The 20,819-nt window shown below is 72.1% G+C and carries 20 protein-coding genes; 12 read left to right on the top strand and 8 right to left on the bottom strand.

Annotated features, from left to right (window positions below):
- Position 1: 1 nt before the first annotated feature.
- Genes MUB56_RS03135 through MUB56_RS03125 form a run of 3 tightly spaced genes read left to right on the top strand, consistent with a single transcriptional unit; the run spans position 2 to position 2,354 of the window.
- Positions 2-331: a muconolactone Delta-isomerase family protein gene (locus MUB56_RS03135; protein WP_244930460.1), complete on the top strand. Its 330-nt coding sequence runs from the start codon at positions 2-4 to the stop codon at positions 329-331.
- Positions 331-975 (top strand): hypothetical protein, encoded by a 645-nt coding sequence (locus tag MUB56_RS03130; RefSeq protein ID WP_244930459.1) that lies wholly within the window; start codon positions 331-333, stop codon positions 973-975. Before MUB56_RS03135 ends, MUB56_RS03130 begins: the two co-directional genes overlap by 1 nt.
- Entirely contained in the window at positions 972-2,354 is a 1,383-nt protein-coding gene (locus MUB56_RS03125; RefSeq protein WP_244930458.1) for an FAD-binding protein, read from the top strand. The genes MUB56_RS03130 and MUB56_RS03125 overlap by 4 nt, the downstream gene beginning before the upstream one ends.
- Here MUB56_RS03125 and MUB56_RS03120 read toward each other — a convergent pair.
- The 3 genes from MUB56_RS03120 to MUB56_RS03110 all read right to left on the bottom strand — a co-directional run bounded on the left by MUB56_RS03120 (position 2,336) and on the right by MUB56_RS03110 (position 4,424).
- Entirely contained in the window at positions 2,336-2,887 is a 552-nt protein-coding gene (locus MUB56_RS03120) for a DUF4333 domain-containing protein (RefSeq protein ID WP_244930457.1), read from the bottom strand. The genes MUB56_RS03125 and MUB56_RS03120 overlap by 19 nt on opposite strands.
- A gap of 241 nt (positions 2,888-3,128) precedes the next feature.
- Positions 3,129-3,626, bottom strand: coding sequence for a pyridoxamine 5'-phosphate oxidase family protein (locus MUB56_RS03115; protein WP_244930456.1), 498 nt, complete (start codon positions 3,624-3,626; stop codon positions 3,129-3,131).
- Between the two features lie 36 nt (positions 3,627-3,662).
- Positions 3,663-4,424, bottom strand: coding sequence for a peptidase E (locus MUB56_RS03110; protein ID WP_244930455.1), 762 nt, complete (start codon positions 4,422-4,424; stop codon positions 3,663-3,665).
- A gap of 42 nt (positions 4,425-4,466) precedes the next feature.
- Here MUB56_RS03110 and MUB56_RS03105 point away from each other — a divergent pair, with 42 nt between their 5' ends.
- Positions 4,467-5,729, top strand: a complete 1,263-nt coding sequence (locus MUB56_RS03105) for a glutaminase (RefSeq protein WP_244930454.1) — start codon at positions 4,467-4,469, stop codon at positions 5,727-5,729.
- 7 nt (positions 5,730-5,736) lie between these two features.
- On the opposite strand, the gene MUB56_RS03100 is transcribed toward MUB56_RS03105, so the two are convergent.
- Positions 5,737-6,324, bottom strand: a complete 588-nt coding sequence (locus MUB56_RS03100) for a pentapeptide repeat-containing protein (protein ID WP_244930453.1) — start codon at positions 6,322-6,324, stop codon at positions 5,737-5,739.
- A 53-nt stretch (positions 6,325-6,377) separates the two neighbouring features.
- Between MUB56_RS03100 and MUB56_RS03095 the strand changes: the two genes are divergently transcribed.
- Complete coding sequence (locus MUB56_RS03095; protein WP_244930452.1) at positions 6,378-6,632, top strand: hypothetical protein; 255 nt, start codon at positions 6,378-6,380, stop codon at positions 6,630-6,632.
- Positions 6,633-6,689: 57 nt separating this feature from the next.
- On the opposite strand, the gene MUB56_RS03090 is transcribed toward MUB56_RS03095, so the two are convergent.
- The 3 genes from MUB56_RS03090 to MUB56_RS03080 all read right to left on the bottom strand — a co-directional run bounded on the left by MUB56_RS03090 (position 6,690) and on the right by MUB56_RS03080 (position 8,937).
- Entirely contained in the window at positions 6,690-7,148 is a 459-nt protein-coding gene (locus MUB56_RS03090; RefSeq protein ID WP_244930451.1) for a hypothetical protein, read from the bottom strand.
- 107 nt (positions 7,149-7,255) lie between these two features.
- Positions 7,256-8,263, bottom strand: a complete 1,008-nt coding sequence (locus tag MUB56_RS03085; RefSeq protein WP_244930450.1) for a hypothetical protein — start codon at positions 8,261-8,263, stop codon at positions 7,256-7,258.
- Between the two features lie 53 nt (positions 8,264-8,316).
- A complete protein-coding gene (locus MUB56_RS03080; RefSeq protein ID WP_244930449.1) occupies positions 8,317-8,937 on the bottom strand; it encodes a CalY family protein in 621 nt (206 codons plus the stop codon).
- A 620-nt stretch (positions 8,938-9,557) separates the two neighbouring features.
- Here MUB56_RS03080 and MUB56_RS25845 point away from each other — a divergent pair.
- The 4 genes from MUB56_RS25845 (at position 9,558) to MUB56_RS03065 (ending at position 12,582) form a co-directional block, all read left to right on the top strand.
- Positions 9,558-10,169, top strand: a complete 612-nt coding sequence (locus MUB56_RS25845; RefSeq protein WP_280637355.1) for a DUF222 domain-containing protein — start codon at positions 9,558-9,560, stop codon at positions 10,167-10,169.
- A complete protein-coding gene (locus MUB56_RS25840) occupies positions 10,115-10,801 on the top strand; it encodes an HNH endonuclease signature motif containing protein (RefSeq protein WP_280637354.1) in 687 nt (228 codons plus the stop codon). The genes MUB56_RS25845 and MUB56_RS25840 overlap by 55 nt, the downstream gene beginning before the upstream one ends.
- Positions 10,802-11,051: 250 nt before the next feature.
- Positions 11,052-12,275 (top strand): IS110 family transposase, encoded by a 1,224-nt coding sequence (locus MUB56_RS03070; RefSeq protein WP_244930356.1) that lies wholly within the window; start codon positions 11,052-11,054, stop codon positions 12,273-12,275.
- A gap of 103 nt (positions 12,276-12,378) precedes the next feature.
- On the top strand, positions 12,379-12,582 hold the full coding sequence (locus tag MUB56_RS03065) for a hypothetical protein (RefSeq protein WP_244930448.1): 204 nt from the start codon (positions 12,379-12,381) through the stop codon (positions 12,580-12,582).
- A gap of 151 nt (positions 12,583-12,733) precedes the next feature.
- Here MUB56_RS03065 and MUB56_RS03060 read toward each other — a convergent pair whose 3' ends face one another.
- On the bottom strand, positions 12,734-13,603 hold the full coding sequence (locus tag MUB56_RS03060; protein ID WP_244930447.1) for an oxidoreductase: 870 nt from the start codon (positions 13,601-13,603) through the stop codon (positions 12,734-12,736).
- 130 nt (positions 13,604-13,733) lie between these two features.
- On the opposite strand from MUB56_RS03060, the gene MUB56_RS03055 reads away from it, so the two are divergent.
- The 3 genes from MUB56_RS03055 (at position 13,734) to MUB56_RS03045 (ending at position 20,750) form a co-directional block, all read left to right on the top strand.
- Positions 13,734-14,243: a helix-turn-helix domain-containing protein gene (locus tag MUB56_RS03055; RefSeq protein ID WP_244930446.1), complete on the top strand. Its 510-nt coding sequence runs from the start codon at positions 13,734-13,736 to the stop codon at positions 14,241-14,243.
- A gap of 538 nt (positions 14,244-14,781) precedes the next feature.
- On the top strand, positions 14,782-18,174 hold the full coding sequence (locus MUB56_RS03050; protein WP_244930445.1) for a hypothetical protein: 3,393 nt from the start codon (positions 14,782-14,784) through the stop codon (positions 18,172-18,174).
- Positions 18,175-18,578: 404 nt separating this feature from the next.
- On the top strand, positions 18,579-20,750 hold the full coding sequence (locus MUB56_RS03045) for a fibronectin type III domain-containing protein (RefSeq protein WP_244930444.1): 2,172 nt from the start codon (positions 18,579-18,581) through the stop codon (positions 20,748-20,750).
- Positions 20,751-20,819: the final 69 nt, after the last annotated feature.

Genomic DNA, 20,819 nt, shown 5'->3' with positions numbered 1-20,819 from the left:
GATGGCCGAGTTCCTGGTCCACATCGAGATCGTCTGGCCGCCGGACGAGCCCGAGGAGCGCCGCGCGGAGATCTTCGAGCGCGAGCTCGAGCAGGGGCAGCGGCTGGCCGCGGCCGGTCGGCTCCGCCGGCTCTGGCGGGTGCCGGGCCGCTGGGCCAACTGGAGCCTGTACGACGTCGCCGACGCGACCGAGCTGCACGACTGCCTGACGTCCCTGCCGCTCCACCCCTGGATGGACATCGAGGTGCACGCCCTCGCCGCGCACCCCAACGACCCCCGCGCGCTGGGCCTCGGGCCCGAGGCGCACCGACTCGAGGAGGACCGCACCTGATGCGGCTGCTTGCCATCACCCCGATCACGGTCGACGACGCCGAGCTGGCCCGTCGCCAGTGGCGCTACGACGAGCTCGCGCCCGCTGGCGTCACCGTCGTGCTGGAGCACCTCGGGTCGGGCATCGCCCTCCCGCGGGCGCTGGAGACCGAGGCCGACGTGCGCGCCAGCGAGGAGGCGCTGCTGGCCCGCTACCGGGAGGTCGAGTCGGCGGACTGGGACGGCTTCCTGCCCGACTGCGTGCTCGACCCGCTCTCCGACGGCGACCACGGCCTGGGCCGGCCGGTCTTCGGCATCGGCCGGCTCGCCGCCGCGTTCGTCGCCGGGCAGGGCGCCCGGCTCGCGGCGGTGGCCCGCAACGCCGCGATCGCCGCCGAGCTGGACCGGCGCCTCGCGTCGTACGGCGTGCCGACGGTCGCGCCGACCGCCGTGCTCGACCTGAGCGTGGAGGACATCGCCGACGACGCCGTCTGGGCGGCCGCTGTCGAGCGGACCGTCCAGGGACTCGACTGCGACTTCGTCCTCAACGCCTGCTCGGCCGTCGAGGTGGCCGAGCAGCCGAGGGCGCCGTACCTCCTCGACCCGACGGCGGCGGCGCTGGCGATGCTCGCCCACCGCGGCGCGGTGACGGGGGCGCGCGGATGAGCGACGTCGAGGGGCCCGACCTGGTCGTCGCCGGTGCGGGCGGCGGGCTGGTCGCCGCGCTGCGCGCGGCCTCGCTCGGGCTGAGCGTGCTGGTCGTGGAGCGCAACGAGCACTTCGCCCGGGGCAACAACACCGCGATGTCGACCGCGATGGTGCCCGGCGCGGGCACCCGATGGCAGCGCGAGGCGGGGGTCGAGGACTCGCCCGAGCGGTTCGTCGCCGACATCCGGGCCAAGACGCACGGCGAGGCCGACGAGCGGCTGGCCGGCGCCCTGGCCGGGGTCAGCGCGCGGCTGCTGGAGTGGCTGGCCGACGACGTGGGCCTGTCGCTGTCCCTGGTGACCGACTTCGGCTACCCGGGGCACTCGGCGTACCGCTGTCACACCGTGCCGGGCCGCGCCGGCCAGGCGATGCTCGCCGACATCCTGCGCGCGGTGCGGTCCACGGACCTGATCGACCTGATGGTCCCGGCCCGGCTGAGCGACGTCGACGTCAGCGACGGCGAGGTACGCCGGGTGCTGGTCGAGACGCCGAACGGCGAGGAGTGGATCCCGACCCGGGCCGTGCTGCTGGCCACCAACGGCTTCGGCGCCGACCGCGAGCTGGTGGCCCGGCACCTGCCCGAGATCGCGGGGGCGACGTACCACGGCAGCGAGGGCTCCACCGGCGACGCGCTGCGGCTGGGGGAGCGGCTGGGCGCGGCGACGGCGTACCTCGACGCCTACCAGGGGCACGCGGCGCTCACCCCGGCGGCGACCCTCGCCGGCTGGGCGACCGTCATGCACGGCGCCGTGGTGGTCGACCTGTCCGGCCGCCGCTTCGGCGACGAGACGACCGGCTACTCCGAGTACGCCGCGGCGCTGCAGTCCGCCGAGGGCGGGCGCGGGTGGATCGTGCTCGACGAGCGGATCCACGAGGCCTGCCTGTCGTTCACCGACTACCGCGACACCGTGGAGTCCGGCGTGACCCGCACCGCGGCCGACGTGGCCGAGCTGGCCGCGACGACCGACCTCGACGCCGACGTGCTGGCCGCGACCCTCGAGGCCGCCCGGGCCGCCGCCGAGGGCGAGGCGGCCGACCAGCACGACCGGAGCCGCTGGGAGGCGCCGCTGCGGGCGCCGTACCGCGCCGTCCCCGTCACCCCCGCGCTGTTTCACACCCAGGGCGGGCTGGTCGTCGACGAGCACGCGCGGGTGCTGCGCCAGGACGGCACGCCGGTGACCGGGCTGTACGCCGCGGGCGGCGCCGCCGCCGGCATCTCGGGGCACGGGGCCGCGGGCTACCTCGCCGGCAACGGGCTGCTGCCGGCGCTCGGGCTGTCCTTCCTGGCCGCGGAGCACGTGGCGGCGGAGGGCTCCGCTCAGCCGGCGACCTCGTAGCCGAACCGGAACCGGAGCCCGTCGACCTCCTCGATGGTGATCGCGAGCTCGTCGGGCTCGGCCGCGCCCTCGACCTGGGCGGTGCAGGTGGACGTGGCACCGACCTCGCCGTCGACCTCCTCGCAGTCCAGCGACTCGACCGTGTAGCCCTGCTCCGCCAGCTGCGCGCCGACCTGCTCGGCGAGGGTGTCGCCAGGCAGGAACAGGCCCGCGTCGAACTCGACGTCCGTGCCGTCGACGGCCGTCACGACGGGCCGGAAGCCGGTGACGCCCCCGTCCGCGTCGGTGCCGAAGCAGTCCACGCTCGCGTCGACCTCGGCCGGCAGCTCGTCGTCGCAGGTGAGGTCGATGCCGGCGGACTCGAGGTCGCCCTCGCCGCCGTCGACGGTGATCTTGCTGGCGATGGCCTGCTCCAGCTTCTCGGCGGAGACGGCGTCGGCGTCGCCGACCGACACCGAGGCCGAGCAGGCGGTGAGGACGGCGGTGGCGAGCAGGGCGAGGGCGGCCGCGGGGGGCCGGAGGCGGAGGTTCACGGGTACAGCATCGACGGCGCGGGGGATCGGCGGAGCCGTTCGGCCGGATGCGCGTCGACGGCCGGATGGTTCAGCAGACTCCTAGGAGTCTGCTGAACAAGGCGGTCGAAGCGAGCGTCGTGAGGGACGTGCGCCGGCAAGGCGGAGGCGCGAAGGCACACTGGGCGTGCGTCGAGTGGCGACAACGCAGCCGGCGTGCGTTCATCGCGGCGCGTAGCCGGCCGGATGGTTCAGCAGACTCCTAGGGCCGGTACGTCGTCTGGCTGTGCGGGTCCTTGCCGAACGCGATCACCTTGGCCGGGCGGACGACGTAGACCCACGGCCGGTCGCCGTGCTCGCTGGTGAACGTCTCGTCGCCCGCCTCCCAGGCCCAGTCGGCGCCGTACTTCGAGCGCCACGCCGCGGCGAGCGGGGCCAGCGCGTCCCGCCCGAGCACGCGCTCGGCCCGGCCCTCGATGACGAGGTCGGTGCCGTCGGTCCAGGTCGGCGTGCCGGTGGTGACGGCGACGAGCGGCGAGGTGGCGAGGTTGACGTGCTTCTGCTCGCCCACGCCCGTGCAGAACGCGAAGGCCGCGTCGTGCCAGACGCCGACCAGCGGCGTCACGTGCGGGCGGCCGTCGGCGCGGACGGTGGTCAGCCAGTAGAGCTCGGCCTCGGCGAGCTGCCGCTCCACGGCCGTCCAGGTGGGCGCGGTCGCCGAGGGGTCGCCGAAGCGGAGGTCGATGGTCCCGATGGTCATGACGGGTAGACCGCCGGCGCCGCCCGGGCTCATCGCTCAGCCCAGGAAGCGCACCTCGAGCGGGCTCTCGGCGACCGTCGGCGCCTGCATCCCGTCGACGGCGTCGAGGCCGCCGCCGGCCAGGTGCACGCGGTACGCGCCGGCGCCCGGCCGCGACGAGACGGCCTCGACCAGCTCGCCGTCGCGGAAGAGCAGCGCGCAGCCGTCCTCGGCCGCGTAGCCGTCGGGCAGCACGCCGCTGCCCACCAGGTCGAGGTACGCCGGCCGCCGCTCCTCCTCGCCGTCGTAGTGCGGGCAGGCGCTGCCGGGGAGGAGTCCGAGCCCGTCCGGCAGGGCCGCGAGCGGGCCGAACGAGTCGGTGACCGAGCCCTGGAACCAGCAGTTCATGCCCGCGCTGATCCCGGCGAGCACCACCCCGTCGGCGAGTGCGTCGCGCAGGATCTCGTCGAGCCCGTGCAGCCGCCAGATCGCGAGCAGGTTGGCGGTGCTGCCGCCGCCGACGTACACGACGTCCTGCGCGAGCAGGTGCTCGCGCACGCTGCGGCCCTCGAGCTCGTGGAGGTGGAACAGACGCAGCTGGGTGGTCTCGGCCCGCTCGGCGAACGCCTCGACGAAGCGGTCGCCGTACTCCTCCGCGTCGCCGCTCGCCGTCGGCACGAAGCAGACCTTCGCGCGGCCCGCGGCGCCGCGGCGGCGAGTGGCGAGCGAGAGCAGGAAGTCGTCGAGGAGGGGGTTCTCCGGCTCCATCGAGAAGCCGCCACCGCCGAGGGTCAGGATCGTGCCGGTCGCCGAGGCCATGGACCGATCGTGTCAGCAGGGCGGCTGTGGTGAGGTGTGCGGGTGCGCTCACCGATCCCGGACTACCTGAACCAGGTCCTCGACACCTGCGGAGCCGACGGGAGCGGCGAGCTCGCGGCGTACATCCCCGAGCTCGCGGAGGCCGACCCCGACCGGTTCGCGCTCGCGCTCGCGACGGTCGACGGGACCGTGTACGGCGTGGGCGACGACGAGGTCGAGTTCTCCATCCAGTCGATCTCGAAGCCGTTCGCCTACGCGCTGGCCCTGGCGCAGCACGGCCTCGACCGGGTGCTGGAGAAGGTCGGTGTGGAGCCGTCGGGGGACGCGTTCAACGAGCTGTCGCTGGAGGTCGACACCGGGCGCCCGCTCAACCCGATGATCAACGCCGGGGCGCTGACGGTGCACGCGCTGATCGACGACGAGACGGTCCGCCGCGGGTTCTCGGCGTTCGCCGGGCGCGAGCTGGAGGTGGACGAGGAGGTCTTCACCTCCGAGCTGGAGACGGCCGACCGCAACCGGGCGATCGCCTTCATGCTGCGCAGCCACGGCATCGTCGAGGAGGACGCACAGGAGGTGGTCGAGGGCTACACCCGGCAGTGCTCGGTCCTGGTCACCGTGCGGGACCTGGCCCTGATGGCGGCCACCCTCGCGAACGGTGGGGTGCAGCCGGTCACCGGCCAGCGGGTGGTGCCGCACGAGGTGACCCGGCAGGTGATGGCGGTGATGGCGACCTGCGGGATGTACGACGCCGCCGGCGACTGGTTCTCCAGCGTCGGGATCCCCGCGAAGAGCGGGGTCGCCGGCGGGCTGATCGGCGCCCTCCCCGGGCAGGCCGGCCTGGCGACGTTCTCGCCGCGCCTCGACCGGCACGGCAACTCCGTGCGCGGCGTGCAGGTCTTCGAGCGGCTCTCCCGCGACATGGGCATGCACCTGATGGAGGTGCCGCCACCGGCCCGCTCGCTGGTCCGCGGCCGCACCGCTCTGCCCGGCGGCCGGCCCGGTCACGGCTGGACCTACGAGCTCCAGGGCTCGGTCAACTTCGTGGGCATGGAGCGGGTGCTGCGCTACCTCGCGGACGAGCCCCCGACCGAGTCCACGGTCGTCCTCGACCTGACCCGGGTGCACGAGGTCCGCGACATCGGTCGCCGGATGCTGATCGAGGCGGTGCGTCGCCTCGTGCTGGACGGGCACCAGGTCACCATCGTCGACCCCGAGGACATGCTGGAGGCGTTCCCCGACGACCACGCCGACGGCGACCTGGACGCCGGCGACGGCGTCGCGGTGCCGGTGCTGCGACGACGCTGAGGCGGGATCAGCGCGATTCGACCCGCAGCCCGAGGTTCTCGGCGAGTACGGCGGCCTGCTCGGGGTCGACGACGGCGCCCTTGAGCATCAGCACCCGCGGGTCGAACGAGACCAGGTTGGAGCCGCGCAGGTCGGCCTTGGTGAAGGTCGCCTCGTGCAGCGTCGCGCCCAGCAGGTCGACCCCGCGCAGGGTCGCGCCGTCGAACCGGGCTCCGGCGAGGTCGGCCTCGCGGAGGCTGACCCCCTCGAAGGTGCTCTTGCGCAGGTCGGCGCCGCGCATCGCGACGTAGTCCCAGGTGCCGCCGTCGACGCGCAGCCCCGAGATCCGGCAGCGCTCGAAGACCGACCCGGTCAGCTTGCACCGGGTGAACGTGGTCGAGAACATCGACGAGCGTCGGAAGCGGCAGCCGGTGAAGGCCGTGTCGGCGAGGTCCGCGCCGTTGAGGTCGACGTCGTCGAAGGTGCACCCGTCGAAGCTCGCCCCCCGGCTGACGACCTGTCCGAGGTCGACGTCGTGGAAGCGGACGTCGACGTACAGCTCGCCGGTCAGGTCGCGCTTGCGCCAGTCCTCGCCCTCGATCTCGGTGACCGACATCCACGCTCCTCGTTCCGGGTCCGAAAGTACGTCGGCGACCGTACGCTGACGCCGTGCGACCCCTCCTGGTGGCCGTCGTCGGACTGGTCCTGCTGGTGACGGGCGTCGCCGTAATGGTGACGGCGAACGGTCCCGCTGACTTCGGCTGGCTCGCCTACACGCCCCTCGAGGACGATGGCGCGTACTCGAGCCAGATCGTGTTGCTGTCTCCGCGCCGGCTCCTGCTCGGCGCCGTCGTCGGCGGCCTGGGCCTGGCGGTCCTCGCCGGGATCGCCGGCTTCCACGCGGGGCGCCGTACCCGCCCGTAGGTCCCGCAGCACGTTTCGTCCGCCCACGCCGTACGACATGGGCGGACCGGGTGGGGCTCAGAGGGTGCCGTCGGTGGAGATCAGGGCTCGGCAGGTGAAGGTGCTCTCGGTCCACGGGGTGTTCCACGAGCGGAGCTCGGGCCGGACCCGGACGGTCCAGGTGCGGCTGGAGTCCTCGCGCTGGCCCTCGAGACTGACCGGGGCGGTCGGCGACGTGGCCGTGGCGCTGCTGATCAGCCGGTTGCCGTTGAGCAGCTCGTAGCGGTAGACCGTGCCGGCCGGGTTGGCACCGCCGTCGAGGCCGGTGGTGGCGACCCTGGCCCGGTCGGCGAGGAACACCCGCGCCTCGCAGGCCCAGGTGCCGCTGATCGAGGTGGGCTGGCTCAGGCTCGCGGTCGAGACGGTCTGCGTGCTGGTGGCGCGGCCGGAGAACGCGGCGACGGCGAGCTGCGGGACCACCACCAGGCAGGTGGTGACGACCAGCAGCGCGATCAGGCGGCGGAGCGGGAGGTTCATGGCTGCGGAGTCCTTCCTGTCTGGTGGTGAGCCCAGTCTGGCGGTGCGATCTCCAGAAGCCCCGGTGCGCAGGCGCAAGGCTTGCGCAAGACCTGCTCGGACCGGGGTCAGACCGTCGCCAGGCCGCGGCGGTCGAGGTACGCCGCCAGGGCGGCGTCGGCGCGCTCGGCAACGGTCGGCAGCACCTGGGCGCTGGCCAGCGCCGCGGCGAGGTCGTCGGCGCGCAGGTCCTCGAAGATGCAGTCCGCGAGGTCGGCCAGCTCCCGGGTGCCGACCGTGGAGGAGGCGACCTTCAGGCTGAGCGTGGCGTCGACGGCCTGCTCGAGGTCGTCGGCCTCCAGGGCGTGCTGGATCCGGTCGAGGCGGGCCGGCAGCAGCTCCTGATAGCGGCTGGCGAAGCCGTCGACGAAGATCTCGTCCTCGACGTCGTCGGCCAGGCGGCGCAGGGTGGCCTCGTGCAGGACGATGACCTCGAAGACGGCGTCGACCGGCGCGTCGGTGCCGGCCGGCTCGGGCTCGGTCTCGTCCTTCGCGGGGGCGGCCCAGATCCGGGAGAGCCCGAGCAGCAGCGTGCCGCCGAGGGCGAGCCAGAGGCCGTACTGCTGGATCCAGGGGTGGCGCAGCGCCCGGATGACGTTGCCGACCTCGGGGATGACGTGGCGGGTGACGTACACGGTGTCGTCGCGGACCTCGGCGGTCCAGGGGTCGACGCCGGCGTTGGCGTCGCCCTTCGTGCGGATGGCGACGGTGCCGTCGTCGCGGTGGATGACCTCGGTGATGCGGTGGGTCTCGACGCGGTGGTCCTCGACGGGGATCTGGTAGCTGATCACGTCGCCGACCTCGAGATCCCGGGTGGCCTTCGGGAAGGAGACCGCGACGTCGCCGGGACTGATGACCGGCGCCATGCTGCCGGTGAGCATGGTCATCGTGCGGTAGCCGAACACGTGCGGACCGACCGCGAGACCGAGGAACGCCACCAGGCACGCGACCAAGACCAGGTTGCCGAGCCCGCCGACCAGCGTCCGACCCAGCGTCCGTCCCAGCCGGACGACGCGGCGTACGCCGGCGCCGGCCCGGGCGGGCTCGGTGCTGAGGTGGGTCGGCTGGGCGGTCATGGTGGTCTCCGAGACGGGTCGACGTGCGCGTGGGATCGGGCGATGCCGCTGGGTCAGCGGGCCTGGCCCGCGCGCTGGGTGGCGTCGAAGGTGAGGTTCAGGGCAGCGGTCTTGCCCTGCAGCGCGTTGTCGTTGGCGGTCTTGTTGTAGGGCAGCGCGAGGCGGACGCGGAGGTTGGCCGCCTTGGCGGTGCCGTTCAGCTCGTCGGTGAGCTTGGGCAGGTCGAGGCCGCTGGTGCCGACGGTCTTCTCGGCGACGATGCTGACGGGGGCGGTGGCGCAGGTGAGCTCGGTGGTGCCGGCCTTGGCGGTCCAGGGGGTCGCGCAGGAGTCGATGGCCACTCGGAGGCTGTTGGCGGCGGTGGGGTCGACGAGGACCTGGTCGCCGGTCGCGGTGGCGGTGAGGTAGACGTTGCCGAAGGTCTCGCTGCCGGTGTTCGTGAGCTTGATGGCGCGGTCGACGGTGTCGCCGGGGACCATGCCCGTGACGGGGGCCGAGAGCGAGCCGGACTTGTCGGAGGAGATGGCCACGGTGCCGGTGCCGACGTTCTGGGCGGCGGCGGTGGTGGAGGTGAACGCGCCGAAGGTGCCGAGGCCGGCGACGGCGGCAGCGCCGGTGACCAGGGCGACGGAGGCGAGAACCTTGGTGGAGGTGACGGTGGTGAGCTTGCGCATGGCCGAGTCCTTTGCTGGGGAGGGAGGCGGTCCGTCTCAGTGGCGGTGCCTTGATGAGTGCAACTCTCCCGTCCGGGACTCAAGGTTCTCGGGGCCGGCGGAGCAGGGTTGGCGCAAGGACTAAGACGGTTCCTCAACGAACCCTCAACGTTCTGGAGAATGGGAGAGCGGTCCCGGCCTCGGCACGAACGGCGAACGTCGACCGCTCGAGGACGGCGGGTCGGCGAGGGCCTCCTCGCGACGCGCTGCGGTGCGCACGAGTCCGGCCACGCCGGACGACGTGCTGCGCGGCGGCCAGGCGATGGCGGTCGTGACCTGGAGCCGTCCGAGAGCGGTACGACGACCAGCCTTGTCGCGCTGGCTCGGGCGGACCTACCGACCTCAACAGCTCCGCGCCCCAGTAAGGCGCCGCAGTCTTCCTGGAACTCGCGACGCGGCCCGGTGGTTGGTCGACCAGCACGAGCTCGGCGCTCGGGTCTTCGGACACGCCATGGAAGGCAGAGGGAGTGGCCATCCGTCTGAGTTGCCGTGAGCCTGTGGAAGACCTAGGGCGTCCGAACGTGCGTTCGAGTAGAATTGGGGCATCATCCCGCACCGTTGTGGAGCTCTCGGAGGCTCGCATGGACCACCCGATCCGGGTCGCCACCCAGGTCATTGACGGTGCCCTGAAGTCGGTGGCCGACGTGAACCCGGCGTTCATGACCACCACCGACAAGGCGTCCGCCCTGGTTGAGCTGGCCGCGATCGAGGACCGGGTGGGCGAGCTGCGACTGCGGGTCACCGCCGACGCCGGTGACGTGGCCGAGGAGTCGGGTGCGCGGGACGTCGGGGCATGGACGGCAGCCGCGACGCGGCGTCGTCGTGGTGACTGTGCTGCCGACCTCCGCCTCGCGTTGGTGTTGGCCGACCGTCCGGTGTTGGCAACGGCGGTCCGTGAAGGTGAGGTGAACCTCGACCAGGCCCAGGCCATTGCGGCGTCCCTCGCCGAGCTCCCGGCCGACGTCGACGCCTGCGTGGTCGACCGGGCCGAGGCCGCGTTGGTGGCGTACGCCGCCCGCTTCGACCCGGTCGAGCTGGGGCGCCTGGGTCGTCGGATCCTCGACGTCATCGCCCCCGACCTCGCCAGGCCGCCGAGGCCCGCCACCTGGCCGACCTCGAAGCCTCCGCCCACCAGCGGATGCGCCTCGGGCTGCGGCCGCTGGGTGATGGGACCACTCGCATCAGCGGACTGATCCCGGACGCCTCCGCTGCCCGCCTCGCGACCTACCTGCACGCCTTCACCAACCCCCGCCGCGACGACGCCGACCCCGAGCCGGCCGAAGCGCGGCGGACTCCGCACGGCCGCAAGACCGCCCGCGCGTTCTGCCAGCTCCTGGAGACCCTCGACCCGACCCGGCTCCCCATCCACGGCGGCGACGCCACCACCCTCGTCGTGACCATGTCGCTGGAGTCGCTCCGCGCCGAGCTCGGCACCGCCACCCTCGGCAACCCGGCACCGGGCGACTCGCTCGACCGGATCACCGCCGACGAAGCCCGTCGCCTGGCCTGCACCGCCCACCTCGTCCCGGCCGTCCTCGGCGGGAAGGGTGAGGTCCTCGACCTCGGCCGCTCCCAGCGTCTCTTCACCCGAGCCCAACGCCGCGCCCTGACCTTGACCGATCGCGAGTGCCGCGCGGAGGGCTGCCGGATCCCGGCTCCGTGGTGCGAAGCTCATCACGCTGGCACCCCCTGGGCCGCCGGCGGCCGCACCGACCTGGCCGACGGGATGCTGCTCTGCTCCCACCACCACCATCGAGCCCACGACCCGACCTACTCGCCCGAGCGGCTCCCCGACGGCGGTGTCCGCTTCCACCGACGGACCTAAACCGGCTTGGTAGGGCATTGGCGGCTACTAGACGATTCCCGTAGGGCCGGTGTCTGGCCAGACTCGGTCCAGGTGTCCGGCGGGAAGCTCTCTATGCGGCTGCCCACCGGCTTGTCGGTGTGGCTCTCTATCGGTCTGCAACCCGCCGGGCACCGCTGACGAGGCGTGGCTCCAGAAGGGACTGCCCAGCTCGTAGTAGCAATGCCCACCTCGCCGTCCACATCGGAACGAGCACAGGCGGGAGCAACACATGGAACAGCAGGCGGAGCACGTGATCATCGGGGTCGATCCTCACAAGCTGTCGGCCACGATCGAGGTCGTCGATCAGCAGGAGAACCTGCTCGGCTCTGGGAGGTTCACCACCGACCAGGCCGGCTACACAGCGATGCGGAAGTACGCGAAGACCTGGCCGGACCGGCTCTGGGGGGTCGAGGGCGCCAACGGGGTCGGACGCCCGCTCGCACAACGACTCCTCGAAGACGGCGAGCAGGTCGTCGACGTGCCGGCCAAGCTTGCTGCCCGGGTCAGGCTCTTCGACACCGGGCACAACCGCAAGACCGACGCCCGTGACGCGCACTCGATCGCCATCGTCGCGGTCCGCACCAAGACCTTGCGAGTCCTCCGGGTCGATGGCGAGCTCGAAGCGTTGCGGATGCTCGCGGACCGCCGCGAAGCACTGACCCGGCGGCGGGTCCAGACCGTCGACCGGCTCCAGGCGCTGCTGGCCGAACTCCTACCTGGCCAAGCGAAACGCGACATCACCACCGGCCAGGCCAAGACGATGCTGGCCACCGTCCGTCCGCGCGACATCGCGGGCAAGACCCGGCGCCGGATCGCTGCCGAGGAGCTCGCCGAACTGATCTCGGTCGAGGCAAAGATCAAGAAGGCCACCGCCGAGCTGAAGACGATCGTCCTCGCTCGGGGTTCGCGGCTGATGGACATCCATGGCGTCGGCCCGGTCGTGGCCGCCCGGGTCTTGGCCGACGTCGGCGACGTAGCGCGGTTCGCCGACCGCAATCGGTTCGCGTCCTGGACCGGCACCGCACCCCTGGACGCATCGTCAGGGGAGCAGAACCGGCATCGCCTATCCCGGGCCGGGAACCGCCGGATGAACCACATGATCCACATCGCCGCGATCAGCCAGATCCGGCTCGACACCGAGGGTCGGGTCTACTACAGACGCAAGCGGGCCGAGGGAAAGAAGTCGCTGGAGGCCATCCGGTGCCTCAAGCGCAGGATCTCGGACGCGATTTACCACCAGCTCGTCAAGGACGCCGCAGCGGCCACTGGCCGCGACGTTGGTACGGGTCCGGGAGGGCACTGCGGGGCGTCTCAAGAATCCAGCGCGGTCGACCTGCCCCCGCACATCGACACTTCGGATCAGCCACTTCCCGGACCCGCGCAACCGACGCTACCTCCGGCCACGGCGACCCGGAAGACCCACCGCGACGACTCCCTCAGACCAGCAGGTTGACAACAGAAGGGAGCCGGTTAGACGCACCCCGTTAGGTGCAGAACTCTCGGCCTGGACGGTCGAACTCACCGCGGACGGGGCGCGCGTCTGTCACGCTCGTGCAGTGGTCAAGTACAGGCGTCCGATCGCTGTCGCGATAGCCGGCGTCGCGTTTGTGTGCGCGTCAGTGGCGGTGGTCGACGCCTTCGACGTCGCCGACGTCCCAGGAGGAGCGATCTTCGGGATCGCGACCTGGATCTTCCTCGCCGCAACGTGGATCTTTCTCGACATCTCGGGGCGATGGCGCACCCCAAAGTTGGACAGCTGACGCTGCTGCAGCCTGGCTTGTCCGACGGTCCCGGGAGGCAAGGGGACCTCGCCTTCCACTACGCAGTCATACAGAGGGGGACAGGTGGCCCCGCGAGGCGACGCCTGATCGCGGGGGAAGGACGCGCCTTCATCACGTCGGATCTGTGGACTCAGTTGGCGATGCTGTCCAGGTCGGCGAGGTCCTGGGAGGAGAGAGCCGTCCCGGCGCCGGCGATGTTCTCGTGCAGGTGGTCGCTCGAGGAAGTGCCCGGGATGAGCAGGATGTTCGGTGAGCGTCGCAGGAGCCAGGCAAGGGCGACCGACATCGGCGTGGTCCCGACCCGGTCGGCAACGGTGGACAGGGCCTGGGACTGCAGAGGCGTGAAGCCCCCGAGTGGGAAGAACGGCACGTAGGCGATGCCGTCGGCGGCGAGGTGGTCGATCAGTTCGTCGTCGTGACGGTGGGCGAGGTTGTACATGTTCTGCACGCACACGATCTCGCCGATACTGCGTGCCTCGCCGACCTGCTCGGCGGTCACGTTGCTGACCCCGAGGTGGCGAATCAAGCCCTCCTTCTGAAGCTCGACGAGCGTGCCGAACGCCTCAGCGATCGGACCGACCTGAGGGCCTTGGGCGTCGCCCATGCGCATGTTGACCAGGTCGAGCACCTCGACGCCGAGCGACTCCAGGTTCTCGTGGACCTGCTGACGCAGGTCCTGGGGGTGTCGCGCGACTGGCCATCCACCCTCCTCGTCACGGTTCGCGCCCACCTTGGTGGCGATCAACAGCGACTCCGGGTACGGGTGCAGGGCCTCGTGGATCAGCTGGTTGGTGAACCGCGGCCCGTAGGCGTCGCTGGTGTCGATGTGGGTGATCCCGGCCGCGACCGCCGCCTGCAGCACGGCCAGAGCGCCGCCGCGGTCAGCGGGAGGTCCCATGACCCACGGACCGGCCAGTTGCATCGCGCCGTACCCGAAACGGGCGACAGTGTCGTCGCCCAGGGTCCAGCTGCCGCCGGGAAGGGTGGAGGTGATATTCATCGAGATGCCTTTCGTTCCACGCAGGGGGTGGCGTGATCAGCCACTGCGCATCAGTATTGGAGCGTTACTTCCCCACGGGAAGTAGGCACCTTGGAGTGCGTAACGCACCGTCCATGAAAGGTCGGGAACAGTGACCACCACCAAGACCGCGCAGCGGGAGCAGGCCAAGGCGGAGTACAACGCCTTCTTCGCGGCCTGCCCCAGCCGTCAGCTGCTCGACCGAATCTCGAACAAGTGGGTCGTGCTCATCCTTTGCGCCTTGGGTGGCGATGCGGGCAACGAGGCGCCAGAGCCGGGACAGTCCGATGCGCCGGGACGACCCGGCGGGCTCGACGCCGTCCAAGCCCTGCGCTACTCCGAGCTCTCGCGCCGGCTGGCCGGGGTCAGCCAGAAGATGCTCACTCAGACCCTGCGAGCCCTCGAACACGACGGACTGCTCACCCGCACCGTCACCCCAACCGTGCCCGTCACCGTCACCTACGCCCTGACCGACCTCGGCATCTCGCTCCACCACCTCACCCGCGACCTGCGCCACTGGGCCCAGGCCCACATGGGCGAAGTCCTCGCACACCGCCAGCAACACGACTCTGAGAAGCCTGCCCACGCCAGCGCCCCACACCTCGAGCGATCGCAGCCGTAGCAGTCAATTGAGAGGGTCGCGCATGTCCTCGATCCGCAGGGTGCCGCAGCGGACTCCGGGTAACGGCGCGAAGCAGGCGGCGGAAGAGTGCCATCGGTCCGAGCCGGATCGCGGCGGATAGACGCACCTCGAATGCGCGCTCTCGGCGGCATGTGAGGGCGTACCGGTCGGTCGCCGCTCCGCCTTTCGTTGGATCCGAACCGGATCCCCTTGCGTCGCTTGCCTATCCGCCAGCCTGCGTCGTCGTTGCGCAGAACAGGGTTGGGGCCGTGACCAAGGAGACCGCGATCCTGAACGACCTGACCGCTGCCAGTCAGGTAGATCCTGGCTGCGTGAGCGAGTTTCGACGAGGCGTCTCGCACTGACGCCGGGCAAAACCTCCCGTGCTGGTTTAGTCCTCTCCTCGAAGCACCCCGCCGGCACCCCGGGGTGTGGTTGTGTTCGGCAGCCGTCCCCGAGCCTGAGGGCGCGAACGGACCCGTGGGGGGACCTGATGCTGAAGACGTTGCGCTCGCGCGCATGGACACGCGGTGGGCTGGTGGGCCTGCTGACGGCCGGTGTGCTGGCGCTGGTGTCGGCCGCCCCGGCGGCCGCGGCCCAGACCATCGCCTGGACGACGGCCCCACCGGCCACGGCGACGCTCGGGCAGCAGGTCGGCTTCGCCTGGTCTGGCACGGCCAACACGTTCCTCGGCGCCCGGATCATCGGGTGCTTCGCCAACTACCCCAACGGGGGCAACTACCTCCTCTCCTTCGGCGGCAACTTCACCACCGGCAACTGCAACACGAGCAAGACGCTGACCACCCCCGGCACCTACGCCATCACCACCGGCTTCATGCTCTCCACCGGTGGGAACATGACCCAGACGCGGAACGTCGTCGTGGCCGCACCGACACCGACGGTCTACACCTCGGGCGACGCGATCGTCACGGCGACGAGCGTCAATGGCGCACCGGCCTTCTTCTCGGCGTACGGCACGGACTCCTACTACGGCACCTACGGCGCGACCTGCACGCCGGCCTCGGGCTCGACGTTCCCCCCGGGTGTCAGCACCGTCGTGTGCCGGGCCACCAACCCCGACGGCAAGACCGGCTCGGCGTCGCTCTCGGTGTACGTGAACAAGGCGACGCCGACCCTGGCCTGGAGCCCGCCCACCACGGTCACCTACGGGACGACGTACCGCGACCTGGCGACGGCCACGATGCAGACCCCCGACGCCGGGGTCAACATCGTCTACACGCGCGCCGACGGCACCGCGTTCGCCCCGGGCGACCTCGTCCCCGCCGGGACCGGCCACGTGCTCCGCGCGACCTACCAGCCGACGACGACGGCGCAGCAGAACGCGTACCACCGGGTCACGGTGGAGCGCACCGTCATCGTGGACCCGGCCGCCTCGGTCGTCGAGTTCGACAGGTGGTCGCCGCGCCGGAAGCAGTACGGCGACGAGCCCTTCCCGGTCAGGGCCACCGGCACCACCGGGGCCGGTGACGTCACGGTCAGCGCCCAGGCGGGGAGTGCCTGCACCGTGACCAGTCCGGCCACCGGCACCGCCGTGAGCGCGACGGTCACGATCACCGGGGCCGGCTCCTGCGTGCTGCTCGCCGACCAGGCCGCCGACAGCAACCACACCGCCGCCCCGACCGTGCAGTGGTCGGTCACCGTGGACCGGGCGAACCCCCAGATCACCTGGACCCCGCCGTCCTCCCTGACGTACGGCGAGCCGCTGTCGACGGTCCTTACCGCGACGGCCGACGCGCCGGGAACGTTCGCCTACCTGGTCGACGGGAACCCCGTCGCCCCTGAGACCGTGCTGGACGCCGGTGCGGACCGGGTCGTCAGCGCGGTCTTCACCCCGGACCGGCCGGCCGATTACACGACCGCGACGACCACCCGGACCCTCTCGGTCGCTCAAGCCGCGCAGACCTTGAGCGTGGAGGCGGTGGCCGACCAGGTGTACGGCTCCGAGCCGATCGACCTGGCGATCGGGGGCTCCGGCGACGGCACCGTCTGGGCCACCGCGACCGGCGCCTGCACCGTCGAGGACCTGAGCGTCACGCTCGTCGCCGCCGGTGAGTGCTCCGTGACCGTGACCAAGGCCGGCACCCCCAACTTCCTGGCCGCGGACCCGGTGACCCGGACGTTCACCGTGAGCCAGGCGCTCGCGGAGCTGCGCTGGGACGACCCGGACCCCGTCACCTACGGCACCGCAGTCGGCGCGGCCCAGCTCGACGCGACCCTCGTCGGCGCCCCGGCCACCGGCGGCGCGCTCACCTACGCCCTCGAGGACGGCACGCCCGCCCTCGACCAGGTGCTCGGCGCCGGTGACCACGACCTGACCGCCACCTGGACGCCGACCGACGCCGGCTGGCGGACCCTCACCACCACGGTGCGACTCCACGTCGACCAGGCCGTCCCGGTCCTGACCTGGGCGGCACCGGCGGGCGTCGTCCAGGGCGTCGCCCTCGGAGACGACCAGCTCGACGCCGTCGCCGACCAGCCGGGCACGCTGACCTACACCGTCGACGGCGGTAGCGCCCCGGCCCACGGCCAGGTGCTCGGACTCGGCGACCACGTGCTGCACGTGCGCTTCGTCCCGACGGACGGCACCAACGTCACGACCGCCGCTGGGCAGGTGCCGTTCACGGTGCTGGCGCCCGACGAAGAGCCGGAAGAGCCGGAAGAGCCGGAGGAGCCCGTGGAGCCCGACGAGGTCGGCCCGGGGGAGCAGCACCAGCTCGACGAGCAGCGGGTCGAGACCCAGGCCGGCCTGTCGGCCGGGGAGACCCGGACCTTCTCGGTGACCTGCCCGACCGGCTTCCTGGCCACCGACGGCTCCGCCCGGGCCGACGCGGTCGACCAGGGCACGGGGACGCTCGCCGACGTCCGGGTCCTGGAGTCCCGCGCGACGGCCCTCGACACCTGGACCATCACCCTCCTCAACCGGGCCACCGGACGCGCGCAGGCGAAGGTCTTCGCCGCCTGCCTCCAGGCGCAGACCTCCGAGCGTGGCGGCCACCGACACGCGCTGGTCCTCGACGAGGCGGACACCGAGACCCGGACCCTGTCCGGTCCGACCACGATCACGGTCGGGTGCGCCGACGGCTGGGTGCCGATCGCGCCGGGCTACCGGCTCGACGGCGACGCCGTCGTACGACGGAGCGCGCCGAGTGGCGACTCGGACTGGACCTTCGAGGTGGTGCCGACCGGGTCGGCCCCCGCAACGAACGGGACCTTCTCCGCCCGCTGTCTCTCTGACCGCGTCGCGGGAAGCTCCGGTCACGACCACGAGCTCACGGTCGAGACCCGGAGTGAACGGGTGACGGTCGTTGCCGGACAGGTGATGGAGGCCCCAGTCACCTGCGGTGACCTCGGCCGCGGCATCGTGGGAGGCTGGTCACTCGACGACGGGCTGGTGCTCGCCGGCGCCGAGCCGCGGGCGAAGACCCGGGCGACCCGGCTGATGAACCCCGCTGCCGACCCGCTCTCGGCCGACCTTGTCGTGCAGTGCCTGGAGACCCGGACCGAAGGCGGTGCGGGAGGTCCCGTGACGCCGCCCGTCGGCCCCACGGCCACACCGCCCTACCTGGGCGCACCGTCGGTCCAGACGTCGCCGGCCTCGCCGGCGTCGCGTGCGGTGACCGTCGGTCGCCACGGCCGCACGGTCGCGGCCGTCAGCTGTCTCGCCGGCTCCGCCCGCTGCTCGGGCACGGCCCAGGTGGTGGCGCTGAGGACCCAGCGAGTCGCTGGCCGGACGCTGCGCCGCGGCACCGTGCTAGCCACCGCGGCCTTCTCCGTGCGGGCCGGCTCCGTCGACCGGGTGGTACTCCGACCTACCAGTGCGGGACGACGAGTGTTGCGCTCCACGGGACTGCGGCGGGCGCTGCTGCGGGTTGGTGACGAGGGCCGGACGGTTCGCCTGCGGCACCGGTGATCCCGGGCGGCGACCTCGGGGTGACGAGAGCTGGGATGTAGCGCTCGCGGTCTCGGTCGACGTCGTCGAACTCGTCGGTGGTCTTGACGCGATGCACCCTCATCGGAATGAGAGTCTGCTCGGACTCGCGCCGGTGTGACGCGGGTCGAGCCGGATCGTCGATGGACGTCGCGGTGGATGGGTCCAGGCACGTGTCGCAACCGGGTACGCCGGCACGGGCCTGGTGGACGGGGGGCTCGTCTCGTCGCGTTGGCCCGGAAGCCGAATGCCCCAGAACGCCAGACAGCCGACCGGCGCGATGTTAACTTCTCTTTACCTTCGATGGCGTCGGCCGACCGGCCGATGTGTGAACGCGGCGCCTGGGTGCGCCGTCGTTCCTCGGTTCCCAGGCAGAACGGTCGGTCATGTCCTTCAGCGTCCCCAGCCGGAGGGTCGCGGCGTTGGCCGTGGCGGCCTCCGGTCTCGCCGCGGTCCTGTCCGGGGCGTTCGCCCCGGCCGCGACCGCGGCACCCACCACCACGAGCGCTGCGACGGCCGTCGTCGCGGCGAAGTCCTCGTGGTTCGTGGACCCCCGTACGCCGGCCCAGCGCCGGGCCGAGGTGGCGGTCCCGCGGAAGCCGGCCGCCTACCGGGGCAGGGTGCGGGAGACCCGCGCGGTGTACCGGACCCGCGCCGGCGCCCTGGCGGTGCCGATGCGGTTCGCGTTCGGACATCAGGTCGCCAAGGGTCAGGCGCTGACCCTCGACGGACGCGGCCTGTTCTCCGGCGGCTCGAACACCCTGACGACTCCCGCGAAGGCCCAGCTCCGTCGGCTCGCGGACTCGCTGGCCAACGCCTCGAAGGTGCGTTGTGAGGGGTATGCGGACTACTCCGGCCCGGCCTCGAAGGCCAGGTCGCTGGCGAGGAGCCGTGCGGCCAAGGTGTGCCAGCGCCTGGCGACGGTTAACCCGGGCCTGCGGACCTCTACGGTCGGCTACGGCTCCCACCGTCCCGCGGTCGTCGGAGGTACGCCGCGGCAGCGTCAGCTGAACCGCCGGGTGGTCGTCGAGATGACCGGCACCCGTCCGGCCCCGGCGACCCCGTCGACTCCTACCCCGCCGCCGGTGCCGCCGGTTCCGCAGCCCCAGGTGCCCGGCGCCCCGGTCCTCGACCACGTCACCGGCGTCGATCAAGGCGTCTACTACGGCTTCGCGGCCCCCACCAGCGACGGCGGCTCCCCGATCACCGGCTACCAGGTCGACTCCGGCACCGGCTGGGAGACCGTGCAGCCGCTGCTCGGTCGGTCCGCCGCGACCGCCTGCCGCGGCGCCTGCGGCGAGGACCTGATCTACGCCTCCCTCACCGGACTGACGCCGGAGACCACGGTCGACCTGCGGGTCCGTGCTCTCAACGGGGTCGGCGCAGGCGGGCCTTCGAACTCACTCTCGGCGACGGCCTTCGGTCGTCCCTCCGCCCCCACGAACCTGACGGTCGTGGGCGACGACGGCACCCTCACCGCCACCTTCGGCGCGCCCGAGCACGACGGCGGCTCCGAGGTCGACTCCTACGAGATCTCCTACGACGGCGGTGAGCACTGGTCGTCGGCCGACATCGACTCCAGCGCGCCGTACACCGTCACCAAGACCGGCCTGGACAACGGCACGACGTACGACGTCCGCGTCCGGGCCAGCAACCAGTGGGGCTCGGGGCCCTCCGCCTCGGCACAGGCTCTCGTCGCCACCGTGCCGGGTGCGCCGACCCTCGAGCAGCCCGAGCTCGACGGAACCTCGGCCTGGGTCGTCTTCGGCCGGCCGGAGTCCGACGGCGGGACCCGCATCATCAGCTACGAGCTCAGCACCGACGGCGGCGAGACCTGGCGCCCCTTCCTCTTCACCGACATCGAGCCGTTCGTCTACGCGACCACCGTGACCGGCCTTTCCTACGGCGAGTCGTACGACGTGCAGGTCCGCGCTTTCAACGACCGCGGTCGCGGGCCGGCCAGCGCCACGCGCACCATCACCCCGGTGACGGTCCCCGACGTGCCGACCGACGTCGTGGCGACGGCCAGCGGCTCGACGGTGACCATCGCCTTCGAGGCCCCGTCGTTCGACGGCGGGTCGGAGATCACCGGCTACCAGGTCAAGGTCGACGACGGCGACTGGGCCGCCGCCGTCCTCGACGGCAACCAGATCGTCCTCGGTGGCCAGACCTGGGGCACCCACGTCTACCAGGTGCGCGCGGTCAACGTCGTCGGCGCGTCGCCGAGTGCCACGAGCAATCAGGTCGTGCTCACCGAGCCGACCCCGATGGCCTACCGCTCCGAGTACTACTACAGCGGCGGCCAGGTCTGGACCTACGTCTACTACAGGACGGTGCCGGGCGCCCTCCGCTACGAGGCCCAGCTCGACGGTGGCGAGTGGCTCCCGATCTCGGTCGAGGCCGACTGGGTCTCGGAGCAGAGGGGTCGCGTCGACGACCCGGTCTGCGGCGCCACGGCCTGCACCGGCGACCGGACGATCCGAGTACGCGCGGTCACCGCGGCCGGTCCCGGCAACCCGGGCAACTCGCTCCCGGTGACGTACTACATCCTCGGCTGACCCCCACGAGACGACGGACGGCCCCGCGCATCGCGCGGGGCCGTCCGTCGTCGTCGGTCGAGTCGATCC

The organism is Nocardioides sp. W7, from assembly GCF_022919075.1.
Lineage (GTDB): Bacteria > Actinomycetota > Actinomycetes > Propionibacteriales > Nocardioidaceae > Nocardioides.
This window is presented reverse-complemented; position numbering and strand designations above follow the sequence as displayed.

What these genes read in the sequence shown, in the direction of transcription:
- MUB56_RS03085 (WP_244930450.1), bottom strand. Translation starts at nt 8,263, where the DNA reads ATGACCGCCCAGCCGACCCACCTCAGCACCGAGCCCGCCCGGGCCGGC.
- MUB56_RS25845 (WP_280637355.1), top strand. Translation starts at nt 9,558, where the DNA reads ATGGACCACCCGATCCGGGTCGCCACCCAGGTCATTGACGGTGCCCTG.
- MUB56_RS03110 (WP_244930455.1), bottom strand. Translation starts at nt 4,424, where the DNA reads ATGGCCTCGGCGACCGGCACGATCCTGACCCTCGGCGGTGGCGGCTTC.
- MUB56_RS03100 (WP_244930453.1), bottom strand. Translation starts at nt 6,324, where the DNA reads ATGTCGGTCACCGAGATCGAGGGCGAGGACTGGCGCAAGCGCGACCTG.
- MUB56_RS03045 (WP_244930444.1), top strand. Translation starts at nt 18,579, where the DNA reads ATGTCCTTCAGCGTCCCCAGCCGGAGGGTCGCGGCGTTGGCCGTGGCG.
- MUB56_RS03115 (WP_244930456.1), bottom strand. Translation starts at nt 3,626, where the DNA reads ATGACCATCGGGACCATCGACCTCCGCTTCGGCGACCCCTCGGCGACC.
- MUB56_RS03135 (WP_244930460.1), top strand. Translation starts at nt 2, where the DNA reads ATGGCCGAGTTCCTGGTCCACATCGAGATCGTCTGGCCGCCGGACGAG.
- MUB56_RS03130 (WP_244930459.1), top strand. Translation starts at nt 331, where the DNA reads ATGCGGCTGCTTGCCATCACCCCGATCACGGTCGACGACGCCGAGCTG.
- MUB56_RS03070 (WP_244930356.1), top strand. Translation starts at nt 11,052, where the DNA reads ATGGAACAGCAGGCGGAGCACGTGATCATCGGGGTCGATCCTCACAAG.
- MUB56_RS03090 (WP_244930451.1), bottom strand. Translation starts at nt 7,148, where the DNA reads ATGAACCTCCCGCTCCGCCGCCTGATCGCGCTGCTGGTCGTCACCACC.
- MUB56_RS03080 (WP_244930449.1), bottom strand. Translation starts at nt 8,937, where the DNA reads ATGCGCAAGCTCACCACCGTCACCTCCACCAAGGTTCTCGCCTCCGTC.
- MUB56_RS03060 (WP_244930447.1), bottom strand. Translation starts at nt 13,603, where the DNA reads ATGAATATCACCTCCACCCTTCCCGGCGGCAGCTGGACCCTGGGCGAC.
- MUB56_RS03125 (WP_244930458.1), top strand. Translation starts at nt 972, where the DNA reads ATGAGCGACGTCGAGGGGCCCGACCTGGTCGTCGCCGGTGCGGGCGGC.
- MUB56_RS25840 (WP_280637354.1), top strand. Translation starts at nt 10,115, where the DNA reads ATGCGCCTCGGGCTGCGGCCGCTGGGTGATGGGACCACTCGCATCAGC.